This is a genomic window from Methanobrevibacter sp. (genome assembly GCF_017468685.1).
In the GTDB taxonomy this organism is placed as follows: domain Archaea; phylum Methanobacteriota; class Methanobacteria; order Methanobacteriales; family Methanobacteriaceae; genus Methanocatella.
Map to the genome: position 1 here is coordinate 117,405 of NZ_JAFUHT010000077.1, position 13,712 is coordinate 131,116.

5 protein-coding genes and 1 pseudogene are annotated in these 13,712 nt (G+C 33.0%); 5 read left to right on the plus strand and 1 reads right to left on the minus strand.

Features of this window, described 5'->3' with window-relative positions:
- The first annotated feature begins 45 nt into the window (after nucleotides 1-45).
- Nucleotides 46-912: a hypothetical protein gene (locus IJ258_RS10205; protein ID WP_292806544.1), complete on the plus strand. Its 867-nt coding sequence runs from the start codon at nucleotides 46-48 to the stop codon at nucleotides 910-912.
- A gap of 64 nt (nucleotides 913-976) precedes the next feature.
- Here IJ258_RS10205 and IJ258_RS10210 read toward each other — a convergent pair whose 3' ends face one another.
- A complete protein-coding gene (locus IJ258_RS10210; RefSeq protein ID WP_292806546.1) occupies nucleotides 977-1,714 on the minus strand; it encodes a S26 family signal peptidase in 738 nt (245 codons plus the stop codon).
- Nucleotides 1,715-2,926: 1,212 nt separating this feature from the next.
- Between IJ258_RS10210 and IJ258_RS10220 the strand changes: the two genes are divergently transcribed.
- The 4 genes and pseudogenes from IJ258_RS10220 to IJ258_RS10235 form a co-directional block, all read left to right on the plus strand.
- Complete coding sequence (locus tag IJ258_RS10220) at nucleotides 2,927-12,340, plus strand: hypothetical protein (protein WP_292806548.1); 9,414 nt, start codon at nucleotides 2,927-2,929, stop codon at nucleotides 12,338-12,340.
- 880 nt (nucleotides 12,341-13,220) lie between these two features.
- Nucleotides 13,221-13,373: a hypothetical protein gene (locus IJ258_RS10225; protein ID WP_292806550.1), complete on the plus strand. Its 153-nt coding sequence runs from the start codon at nucleotides 13,221-13,223 to the stop codon at nucleotides 13,371-13,373.
- Nucleotides 13,374-13,415: 42 nt separating this feature from the next.
- Nucleotides 13,416-13,541: a hypothetical protein gene (locus tag IJ258_RS10230; protein ID WP_292806552.1), complete on the plus strand. Its 126-nt coding sequence runs from the start codon at nucleotides 13,416-13,418 to the stop codon at nucleotides 13,539-13,541.
- Between the two features lie 30 nt (nucleotides 13,542-13,571).
- Nucleotides 13,572-13,712, plus strand: a pseudogene (locus IJ258_RS10235) (SAM-dependent methyltransferase); the annotation flags it as partial.

Genomic DNA, 13,712 nt, shown 5'->3' on the forward strand with positions numbered 1-13,712 from the left:
TATAATTATATGCTATACTATAGCATATTTAAACGGAGGCATCTAATGAAAATAAAAGCATTATGTCTATTTTGTTTATGTTTAATATTAAGTTGCAGCATTGTTGCAGCACATGACACTAACACGACAGATTCAGAAATTGATGCACTAAAAACATCAGATGACACAATCCTTTCAGACGAGACAACTGTGAATGCAACAAAAAGCGGAATCAGAAACATTACATTTAGTGACGGCTACAATGGATACTGTATAAACTTATCCAAAGACCATGCTGAAGTTGGAAGCGTATTTACACCAAAAGACACATCACATGCAATGAACAATAAGTACAATACATCCATAGGCAACTATTTAAAAATATTATTCGTTGATTTCTATGATACTGCAAGTACAGATTCAGATGCTGCTAGTGAAGTAATTTGGGATTTTTCAGACAGATATTATCTAAACAGCAACAATCCCATAACCCAAGCAATTCTAAAACTGGCTGAAGAAGGCAGAGTAATTCCTGATCATGGACAAACAAAACAGATAGATGAAAAAACAGAAGCTATCTTTGATTTTGAAGTATTTGACCCATTAAATGATGATATGCAAAACTACTTCGGATACAAAATAACATTAAAAGAAATACAAAATAATTCATCCGAAAGTAATAATACAAACATTACCAATCAAACAAACAGCAATTCAACTAATAAAAGTACTGATAAAACTAATAATATAAATAAAAATGAATCCACTGAAATTCAAAAGGATATGGCAAAAAATAATCAAAAAACAAATGATATTAAATCAAATAAAAATTCCTCAGCATTTCAAAGCATTTCAAACACTACGGGCAATCCAATTATATTATTACTTTTGGTTTTCTCAATAATAGGATTTAAAAGAATATACAAAAAATAATGGGAGTTAAATGCTCCCAAACTTTTTTTTAAATGAAAATTATTAATCATGATGAAAAAGTCAGTTAAACTTCTATGACATCCCCATAATAACCATTATTATAACTTTCATCGTAATACATATCAATTAGCACACCGTTAATGTCTGACATGTTAACCCATGTGCGAAGGCCTTCATATGTATATTCCTTTCCGTTTTTTACAAAGGTTCCGTTAACATTATCGCTGGTGAGATACACTTCATCACCTTTGATTACAGAAACCCTTTTTAAAATATCAATATTTTTAGGATGATATTTGGCACTTACTATATCTCCAACATGGATATCATGGGTTTTATTCAATATGAACATGGATCCATCTTTTATTGTAGGTTCCATTGAAATTCCCCTGGCTTTTCCAAGATAAATGAAAGAATCATCACCATAAGGGGATTTGATTGTGATGTCAGGATTATCAATGCCATAGTTCCGACAGATTTCCCGTATTTCATTTTTTAAAGTGGTAATATTTGCATTGGAATCATAAGTTTGATCAACAATGCATTCATATATCTCATTTTGCAAATTATAGTCATTTTGAGGAACATAAACATCAATATAAGAACTTTCGCCCTTTTCAAAAAATTCAATTGTAACCTGATTGGAATCAGAATCTTCATAATAATTGGAGTTCATGTCAAAAAATTCCGTGTCATACCACGGATCTGCATATTCGTAGTAATAGTTTGCAGATACAGAAGTGATGAATACAAAAATTACAAAAATGGATATTAAAATGGACATGCATATTTTTTTGTTCATATTATCACTTAGAGAAATTAATTAAAGATATTCTATATTTTGAAGGTAATATAGTTTATGAAATGGGATATATCACTTTTCATCAGTTTTAAAAATGAATTTAAATAGTTTTGAATAATTCATCAACAAATATGCGCTTTAAACTACTATAGATAATGTAAATGCAACATGTAATGTCACAATCAACATTGATGGAGTGAATTACACTGCAGAATTAACAAATTAAGTAACATATGCATTCAGTTATACTGCTACAGTAATTATTTATAGAATTCCAAGATTTGGAAAATATATACTGTACATGAGATAATCAGAGGCCGGCGTAGGCGAAACCGGTGAAATCATGTGCAGAGGTTTCAATGTAATGAAAGGATACTATAACATGCCTGAAAAAACTGCAGAAACCATAGAACCTGACGGATGGCTACACTCAGGAGACCTTGCAACTATTTGAGGAGGAATTCCCACTTACAACCAGTGGAAAAATCCAGAAATACAAGTTAGGCGACTAAGATCTCAAACTATTGGATGAATGATGTGAAAGAGGAGAATTGTATCTTCTCTTTTTATACTATTTTTTTAAATTTAAAATAAGCGATTTTTAATTGTTTTTTATTATTATCTGTTTTTTTTAAAATCATTGTAAAGAAATTATTTACATATTGGTTTAATATTTTTTAGTATTTTTTTTACTTTATTATATAATTTTTTATACTTTTTTTTTATACATTTAACGATTTTCAATTCATAATGATTAATATTTTTTTAACTTAATAGTTATTTTTAGTTGATTTGTATAATTTTATTTTTTATTGTGGAAAATTTTATAAAAATTCTGCTATTTGTTGAAAATTATTAAATTTAATATATTGAACATTTTTCATTATTTTTTATTTTTTTTAATTATATTGTTAGTAAATTTTATATATAATTAGAAAATAATATCATAAATGCAATAATATTTTGATAATTAGTTTTTTAACTTTTAATCTAAATTCAATAGGATGAAATTAAAAAAATTTTAAATAAAAATAATAAATTTTATTTAATTAAATTTAATTTTTTCTACATTGTCAAAATTATGTTGTGATATGATAAATTTGATTTATTATATGTGTAAGTAAAAAATTGTATTCATAAGGAGGAGATAATATCAAAAAAATAGAAAAATCTATTTTGATTATTTTGATATTATTCTTGCTCGTATTTTTAGTGGGAGTTGTTAGTGCATCACAAGATTCGGCAATGAATAATATGACATTAACGAAAACGGATGATGATGTTATATACGAGTCGCTGCCGAGTGATTCTGCTGAAGGCTACCTGCAAGCTAGTGATAATGAATTATTGTCAGCTACCCATGATATTTCAGGTTCTACTGTTCAGGATATTAAAAATTATTTTGATTCCGGAGCAGTTCATGAAGGTGATACAGTATATCTTGGAAATAAAGATTTCACATCCAATTGGCAGCAATGGGATGGAAATCAGGTAAATGTCAATGTTGCTAATGTCATTATAACTGGTGGAAGCAGTTCCAACCCAAATGGATTTTCCACAATAAATGCAAATTATGCTAAAGTATTTAGCTTTAATGCAGCTGGAATCACTTTAAGCAATGTTAAGATTTTAAATTCAAATAGTGGTAGTGGACCAGGTTCTGCTGTTTACGTTCAGTCTTCAGACTGTAAAATAAATAATTGTTTATTTGATAATTGTGAAAATCAGAACGGTGGTGCTGTTCGTATAAATTCACAGGGAACAAATACTCAGTTTACTAACTGTAATTTTACAAATAATGGAAACAAATGGACAGGAGATGGTGGAGCAGTATATGTGGAAGCTAATGACTGTAAATTTAACAATTGTCTTTTCGAAAAGAATAATTATGCAAGATCAAATAATGAAATAGCTAATGGTGGGGCAATTTTCTCTACCGGAGCAAGGTTGACTGTAACAAACAGTTATTTCAAACAAAATGTTGCCCGTTCTGAATGGGGTAATGGTGGAGCTATTTGCTCTAAAGGGGCAGATTCAACAATATCCAATTGTACTTTTGAAGATAATTCTGCACCTTACGGTAAAGCAATTCACTGTGAAGGTACTAACGGTCTGGTAGACGACTGTAAATTCAGACAAAACATTGAAATGAGTGTTGAAAGTGGATTTTTATCATTGACATTTGCTCTTTCAGTAGATTTTTCCCATATGATTAATGGTAATCCTGCTATTGAAAATTTAAAAATATGGGATGGCTCATCATATGTTCCAGGTAACCTGACTGACGAGGGTGTGGTTAAATTACCAAATCAGGAACTCACTGTTGTCATTTATGATTCAAACGGTGATGAGATAGACAGAAAAACCGGAGTAACTGATAAAAATGGTGAAATGAAATATGATTATTCAAATCTCCCTGATGGAAGTTACACTTATAAGGTTTATTCCGGAGAACTTGAAAAAGAGGGCAGTTTTTTTAAAGGATCTATTCCTGTTGAAGGAAACAGATTTTCCGATATTCAAGCTGCAATAAACTCCGCTGAACCGGGAACAATTCTTCAACTGAAAGATGTCACTTACATTAATGACATTCAAAACAATATGGTAATTGATAAATCAATTACAATTTTGGGCAGTAACGGAACTGTTTTGGATGCGGAAGGTTATTCCAGGATATTTAAAATAAATGATAATGTAAATACTGTCAATTTAGTAAATCTCACATTTATTAACGGTAAAAGCAAAGAAAATGGTGGTGCAATTTATATTGGTGAAAATTGTGATAATGTAAACATTTTAAATTCAAATTTCACCAACAATCATGTTGCAAATGACGGGTCACAGCAGTGGCCTGACAACTTTGGACATGGTGGTGCCGTTGCAATTTCAGCCAGCGCACACAATGGGCTGATTTCCGATTCAACATTTACAAATAACTCTGCTCCTGCAGGTGGAGGTGCTGTTAAAAACTTTGGTGCCCAAGGATGGGTCATTTCCAATTCAACATTTACCAACAACACTGCTTACGGTGTGCTCCAAAACAATCCGTCCCTTGTTCCTAATGGTGGTGGAGCGCTTTGGTCCTGTATGGCTCAAATGGAAATATTTAACTGTAATTTCACAGAAAACAAGGCTCCATATGGTGGTGCAATAAGAGGTTTCGTTGATACATTTGATTGTCAATTCTACTTTAATGTCGCTACCAATGGTAACGGCGGTGCTATTGATGTTACTATCGACAGTCAAGTCGGAAGACCTAATCTTAAGTTTGTAAACACAACCTTTGTAAACAATACTGCAAAAGGACAACGTTCTCAGGACAGGGCACAGGGTGGTGCTCTTCACATGTACGACATTAACCATGTGGACATGATTGGCTGTAAATGTTTTAATAACACTGCAGACAGAGGTGGAGCTATTGATTTTTTCATTATCGGTACTACTGTAGTTGATAACTGTATTTTGGAAAACAACACTGCTCATTCTGAAGGTGGTGCATTTTACATCAATACAACATCTTCACCGTGTGAGTTCATGAATTCCAATATTTCAAACAATAAGGCTGGTACTGATGGTGGTGCAATCTATCTGATTACCGATGGTGCTTTCTTTGACAATATTATTTCTGTTAATAACAATGCGTCCCGTGGAGGTTCCGCTTTTATTCGTGGTCATGATGCTGTTGTACAGCATTCAACCTTCAACAACAATAATGCTATTTATAATGGAACCGACAATTCCGGTATCGGTGGAGCATTTGACATTTTAGGTAACAACTGTCAGCTGATTGATGTTACATCAAAATATAACAATGCTACTCTTGGTGGTTCAACATTTATTCGAGGGGACCATACAAAAATCAAACAGTCAACATTTGACAATAACACTGCTACTTTGCGTGGTGGAGGTATAAATGTTGCTGGTGATTACTGTAACGTGAGTGATGTTGATGTATCCGGCAATTTTGCAGGTACTGATGGTGGTGCCGTTTACGTTAAAGGTGACTATTCTTCATTTGTTAGAGTAGATTCTATAAATAACACAGCTTGCCGTGGAGGTTCCACTTTTATTGAAGGAGACTTTGTTGATGTGCATGACTGTGTTTTAGATGGAAATAAAGCTATTGATAACGGTACAAATCTCAGTGGTAGAGGTGGTGGATTAGACATCGCAGGAGAAAATTGTAAGATTTATAATCTTGAGGTTTCTAAAAACACTGCTGCACGTGAGGGTGGTGCATTCTATGTTAAAAGTAATGATATTCATTTCCATCATATTAACTCTACAGATAACTCTGCTCAACGTGGAGGTTCATCATATATTAGAGGAAATAATATTACCGTATCAGACTCAACATTTGATAGGAATAAGGCTATTTACAATGGTACTAATGACACAGGTTTAGGTGGTGCATTGGATGTCTTGGGTAACGACTGTAAATTCATCAATGTCGAATCATTAAATAACAATGCTACTCTTGGTGGATCAACATTTATCAGAGGAAACAACACACTTATTAAAGATTGTGTACTTGATAACAATTATGCTACCGAACGTGGTGGCGGATTGGATATTGCAGGAATAAATTGTACTGTAATTAATGTGGATTTATCAAATAACCATGCAGATGGAATCGGTGGTGCAGTTTACGTTTTAGGAGACAATGCAACATTTGATCATGTGGATTCAGAAAGAAACACTGCTACTCGTGGAGGTTCATCATTTATTGAAGGTAACTTTACCAAAATTATTGACTGTGATTTGGACAACAATAACGCTTCCGATAGAGGTGGATCATTGGATATTGCAGGAAACAACTGTACAGTTAGAAATGTAAATCTTTCAAACTGTCATGCAGCTAATGAAGGTGGTGCAATTTACGTTAAAGGTAATTTCACAACTTTTGACAATGTAATGTCTGTAAATAACACTGCTTCAAAAGGAGGTTCTTCATTCATTGAAGGTCATAATATTACAGTCCAGAATTGTCATTTGGACAGTAACAATGCTTCCATTCGTGGGGGTGGTTTGGATGTTGCAGGAGACAACTGTACTTTCATCAATGTTACTCTGTCAAACTGTAATGCCACTATAAATGGTGGTGCCGTTTATGTTAGAGGTGACAATGCATTATTTGATAATGTAACTTCCTTTAAAAACACTGCTTTGGCTGGTGGTTCAAGTTATATTGACGGAAATAATGTAATTGTTCAAAATTCCAGATTCAAGTATAATACAGCTTTAAAAATTGAAGAAGATCCTGAAACAGGTTTGGGTGGTGCAATTAATATTGAGGGTGATAATGCCCAGTTCTTAAATAATAACGTTTCCTATAATGAAGCAAACTCCGGTGGTGGAGTCTTTATTATAGGTGAAAATGCATTATTCATGAATAATAATCTCACTTTTAACCGTGCAACCGGTAGAAATTCTGCTGGAGGAGCTGCAAGTATTGAAGGTGCAAATACTAATTTCACAAAAAACAACATTTCTTCAAACTATGCTGCCGATAATGGTGGTGGAGTATTTGTTGCAAGTGAAAATGCATATTTTGAAGACATATATGCTTTCAATAACACTGCTGAAAATGGAGGGTTTGCAAAACTTTTCTTCGCTTTTGATTTAATCGTCAAAAATTCCACATTCATCAGCAATCATGCAATTGGTGATATTTCCAGAGATAGAGGAGAAGGTGGAGCTTTCCATATAGATTTCTCATTTGATGCAGATATTCAGGCTAACTTCTATAACAACACTGCAACTAACGGTTCCGCAATTTATATTCAAGACTCTTCAGTAAGGGTTCATGATTCAGAATTCTTTGATAATCTTGCTAGGTCTTACTTGCTTGTAATTGATTATGATAGGGGAAACAGCAGTGCAGACTGTACTGTTCAAGGCGTTTGCAACTGCAGTTGCAACTGCTCTAAAAACAAATCATTGATTCAGTCTTATGCATTAAATCGTATTTCTAAAGAAAATAGGTTATATGCAAAATATTTGAATAATCTTTTGCGTGCATATGATGCTGAATGCGAATGTGCTTGTGGCTGTGATGGCAATTGTACTGAAGGCACATGTAACTGTCACTGCAATGATTTGCAATACATCTCAACAGTTTATGAAGGCGAAAACATTACAATTCTCGTTTTCCATAAGGGTGGAGACAACATTGCAAATGCAATGTATAACAGAGATGGTGAAGTAACTGTAAACAATATCACTTATCAGTTCTTCGATGAAAATAATGAAGTAAGAACAATTCACAGTAAAGCAGAGGATGTTGAACCTGAAGACATCCCAAATTATGATAATGTTTACCAGTATCCGTTTGAAAACAACCAGGTTATCAGAATTGAGGTTTATAACGAGACTGGAAGTTTAATTAAAAATGTGACTTATTCTGAAATTCCAAGAACTGACATTTATGGTGCTACACGTTTAACACTTGAAAACTTAACAAAAGGAAACTATACTGTTAAGGCAATCTATGATAAAAGCAGTTATTATACCGTTATCGGTAATCAAAGCAAGTTCAGGGTAATTCCGCTAATTGTTAAAATGGTGGATAAAGTTACTTTGAATGAAACAGTTATTCTAGGAGATAATGTAAGTTTTACCATTATTGTGAATAACACTAATGTTTTTGCACTACACAATGTGACCGTAACTGAAATTTTCAATTCCGGTGAGTTGCAATTTGTAGGTTATACCAATCATGATAAATGGATTACAAAAGACAATATTACTTTTGTTTATAATGGCGTTTTAGGAGTTAATGAAAGTGCAAGCTTCACTATTACATTTAAAACATTGAAGACTGGTACTTTACTCAACACTGTTAATTTAACAACAAAGGAAACTGGAAACCGTACAGATAGTGCAAATAATACAACCACAGTCTATAATCCTAATATGACAGTTGAAAAAGTAAGTTTGAACGTTACTGATTTTGTTGTTGTTAATGATACTGTTGCGTTTAATGTCACTGTTACTAATGTTGGGGATTGTACTCTGGGTAAAGTGAATGTTACAGAAGAGTTTGATGCTGGTGATTTTAAGTTTATTAAAATTGTTGGTGAGAATTGGACTGCATCCAATGATAACAGGACTTTCTTCTATGCAAATGACCTTGTTGAAGGTGGAAATGCTACATTTACTGTTTATTTCAAGGTTTTAAGAAACGGTAGTTTGCCAAACAATGTTACTGCAAGATCCAATAGAACTGATAAAATCAATGCCTCTGCTAACATCAGAGTTTATCTGCCTGATATGGCTGTTGAGAAATTGACTTTGAATGAGACTGTTAGGGTTGATGAGCAGGTTGTTTTCACTATTGTTGTTACTAACACTGGTGACTGTGATTTGGCTAACGTTAGTGTTGTTGAGGAGATTCCTATAGGTCTTGCTTACAATTCATTTGTTGGTGACGGCTGGATTAAAGTAGGGGATTATATTTTCAATTATACTTCCGTTTTGGCTCCTGGTAATTCTACTAGTTTCAATATTACTTTTGATGCTAGGGAAGGTGGTCATTGGAGAAATGTTGTTGTTGTAAGTTCTGATTTGACTGAGGATAAGGTTGCTGAGAATGTTACTTTTGTCGAAGATCCAAGTCTTGAAGCGTTTAAATTGGCTTTGAATGAGACTGTTTATCTTGGAAATGACACTTACTTTGTGATTGTTGTTAAAAACACAGGTAACTGCGTATTGCATGATGTTCGTGTTTTTGAGTTATTCAATTCTTCCGAGTTGAACTATACCAATCATAATAAACAGGATTTATGGATTAAGGAAGGTAATGCTTTCAGATTCAATGGTACTTTGGCTGTTAATGAGAGTGTTAATTTCACTGTCTGGTTCAAGACATTGGTTAAAGGTAATGTTACCAACACTGTCAATGTCACTTCCGAAGAAACCGAAAACATAACTGTTGAAAATACAACCTATGTTTTAAATCCTGATATTGCCGTTGAAAAATTGGCATTAGACAGGACAGTCTATATCGGAGACGATACCAGATTTACAATTGTCGTTAAAAACATAGGAGACTGCAACTTAACCAACATTAGGGTATTTGAAATCTACAATGCAACTGAACTGGATTCAATAACTTTAATAAGCGGTGAAAATTGGACCCAATCCGGAAATGTTTTCTCATTTGATGGAATTTTGGCTGCAGGTTCAACTTCTAACTTCACTGTCAAATTCACTACCAAATCTCTTGGTAATATCACAAACACAGTGAATGTCACATCCGGCCAAACCGGAAACAGAACAGCATACAACAATACCTCTGTGCTCAATAAGTTTTGTGATTTGGAAGTTACAAAAGGCGTTAACGCTACAAGTATTTTTGTAAACGATACTGTTGAATGGACAATAACAGTTAAAAACAAAGGTCCTCACACTGCCAAAAATGTAACTGTCAGCGACTATTTACCTGAAGGTGTTGTTGTCAGTGGCACAATTCCTAATGGTGGTAAGCAAACCGGAAGAACAATTGTCTGGAATCTTGGCGATTTGGAAGCGAATAGCGAAATATCCTTTACATTTACCACAAAAGTGGTTGCTGAGAAAAACGCAACTAACATTGTTGTTGTAAACAGTACTACTCCTGATTCTAACAGATCAAATAACAAAGCGAACAACACTACTTATGCAAATCCTGTTTGTGATTTGAAGATTACTAAAAGCGTGAATGCTACAAGTATTTTTGTTAATGATACTGTTTTATGGACCATTACTGTTGTGAACGTTGGTCCTAGCGCTGCTAAAGATGTCGTTGTTAATGATACCATTCCTGACGGTCTTGAATTTGCAACTCCTGAAGGCTGCACATTCGATGGAAAATATCTGATTTGGAATATTAAAACATTGGATGCAAACGCTTCTGTGACTTTAAAATTGATAACTAAAGTTGTACGTGAAGGAAATGTAAACAATACCGTTGTCGTAAACAGCACAACTCCTGATTCAAACGAATCAAACAACAGAGCAAACAATACCACTTATGCAAATCCGATTTGTGATTTGGAAATTACAAAATATGTAAACGCAACAAGTGTCTATGTGAATGATATGGTTGAATGGACTATAATTGTATTTAATAAAGGCCCTTCATCTGCTGTGGGTGTTGTTGTTAATGATGCTTTACCTGACGGTTTACAAATCATTAAGGCAACTCCATCAGTGGGAAGTTTTGATAATAAAACTAGGGTCTGGGAGATTGAAAAAATAGACGTTAATGATTCAGTTTCCCTTACTTTGGTAACAAAAATCAAATATGAGAAATCTTTTACTAATATAGTTACTGTAAATTCCACTACTCCGGATTCCAATGAATCCAACAATCATGCGCAAAACACAACCATTGCAAATCCAATTTGTGATTTGGAAATTAGCAAATTCGTAAATGCATCTAGTGTAAATGTTGGGGACGTTGTTAAATGGACAATCTCTGTTTCAAACAATGGTCCAAGCACTGCAAAGGATGTTATCGTCAATGACACATTGCCTGATGGTGTTAGATTACTGGAAGTTCCTGAAGGTTGCAGTCAAAAAGGAAACGTTTTAATTTGGAATATAGGAAGCTTGGATGCAAACGCTTCTGTTTCAATAACATTGCTGACTCAAGTTTTAACCGAAGGGACTAAAACCAACATTGCTGTTGTAACAGGAAGTACTCCAGATTCCAATGAGTCAAACAATCATGCGCAAAACACTACTGTAGTAAATCCTGTTTGTGATTTGGAAATAATCAAACTGGTAAGCTCCAAAAAGGCTTATGTTGGAGAAGAACTGACATGGACCATTATCGTCATTAACCATGGCCCAAGCACAGCAAAAGATGTAAAAGTTCAGGAAAACATTCCTGATTCCTTGCAATATAAGCAATACACTGCCACTAAAGGTACCTATGATAAAAACAGTCAAATATGGACAATTGGTGATATGAATAATGCTTCCACAGTTACTTTAACTATTGTAACAAAAGTTTTAAACATTGGAAATATTACAAATCCGGTTGAAGTTTCAACTTCAACATTTGATAATAATTCAAACAACAACAAAGCTGAAAACAGAACCGAAGCATTTGCTGTCTGTGATTTGGAACTCATAAAATCATCAGATAGGAAAGTTTACCGTGTTGGAGATGAGATGCACTGGATTATCACAGTCGTTAATCATGGTCCTTCAACTGCAAAAGATGTGGTTGTAAATGATGTATTGCCTTCTGGCGTAAAATTCATTAGTTACACTGCAACAAAAGGTTCTTATGCACAATCTAGCGGAAAATGGGATATTGGTGATGTTGAAAACGGTGAAAAATACGTTCTTGACATTTTATGTAAAGTAATGGTTGCAGGTGATATTGTCAATAAGGCAAACGTAACATCATCCACTAATGACACTGACTTAAGTAACAATTATGATGATGCTGAAATCAGCGTTATTGAAAATAAAACACCTGATGATCATCACAAGCCACACCCAAGACCGGTAAATCCTACTCCTGAACCTGCAATGGACATTACAATGAAAAACACAGGTAATCCATTTGTTTATCTTTTAGTTGCAATCTTTGCAATATTTGGTTGTTTTTGGACAAGCAGAAAAGAATAATATTAAAATAAACACGTAACTAGATTTTATATCTAGTTATCTTTTTCCTTTTTCTTTTTTTTATTTGGTCAATTTTTTACGGAATTATTTATTTTTTTATAATTGAAAATTTTTACATAGGGATGGTTATTTAACCGAAATGTTATACATGTCCTAAAAATTTCATGATACTGCAACAAATTTATAGATATAAGTTAACCACGCCGTTATATCGGAATAACCGGACTCCGTATGAACTTTAATTTAAAGGGAGTTGATAATAATGCCACAAGTAAAAATTACTACTGCATGGAGCGTAGTGATAATTTAATCTTACATAGTTGCTTAGTAATCAAACTTAAAATCATTCACCTCTAAGCAACTATTTACATTCATAAGTATCTGTTTTAATTAAATTTACATACCTATCATAAACGCCTATCCTAAAAGTTTTGAATAATTCTAATGAAAACATTCACTTAAAACTATAAATACAAATATATTATCAACTAAATCAAAACAAGAACTGATTAATAGTTTAATAAAAGATGATAGTTACTTTAGAAACAAAATTAAATCTATTGTGAATAAAAAATTAGCAGTTAAACTTCAAAAGCATTACTATGATGATAACCAAATAAAAGTAATTAGAAATGAAATTTATGAAGAAGTGCTTATACAACATATGAGCGAATTTGAAGAAAAGATTTCAAAATATTTCAGTAAATATACTGGTTTACATCTTTATGTGCATGATATAATTTATCGAAGAGATTAATATGGAGTTTTTAAGAGAAGGTGGCTTATTAGGTTAATTTCTAAGTATGATGGTGAGAAATATTTTTCAAAAGATTATTCATTAGAAGAAGCTCATCATCTTGAAGAGAAGAAAAGAAAAAAATTGAAAAATGAAGGGTATGATGTTGATAATTATGGAAAGCAACATCAAAAGTTCACTGAAGAATATTTATCAAAATATTATAATTTAGATAGTATTTTTGATAGAGCAGAAGTGTATAAGGAATATGAGCAGAAAAAAGAAAGATCTTGCTAAAGAATTTTTTGGTATTGATTTAAAAGAAGTGGTGATGTACTAATGAGTAAAGTTAAAATTCCTTTAAACTGGTATGTTGATGAGATTAAATTAGATGAAGATAGAACATTACTGATTGAATGGTTTGAAGATAAAAAATGTAAAAATTCAACTTTAATATGGTTTTGAATAATTCATCAACAAATATATGCTTTAAACGGTATGATTGACAAGGTAGTTGATGAACTGCTTGTAGGTTATGAAAAAACCACTCCAGTTGCAGTTGTCAAAAAGGCAACTTGGCCAGACCAACAAATAATTAGAGGAACCCTCGCAGATATTGCAGGAAAAGTTAAAGAT

Excerpts from the sequence above, each read along its gene's own strand:
- IJ258_RS10230 (WP_292806552.1), top strand. The coding sequence starts at position 13,416 with ATGAGTAAAGTTAAAATTCCTTTAAACTGGTATGTTGATGAGATTAAA.
- IJ258_RS10205 (WP_292806544.1), top strand. The coding sequence starts at position 46 with ATGAAAATAAAAGCATTATGTCTATTTTGTTTATGTTTAATATTAAGT.
- IJ258_RS10210 (WP_292806546.1), bottom strand. The coding sequence starts at position 1,714 with ATGAACAAAAAAATATGCATGTCCATTTTAATATCCATTTTTGTAATT.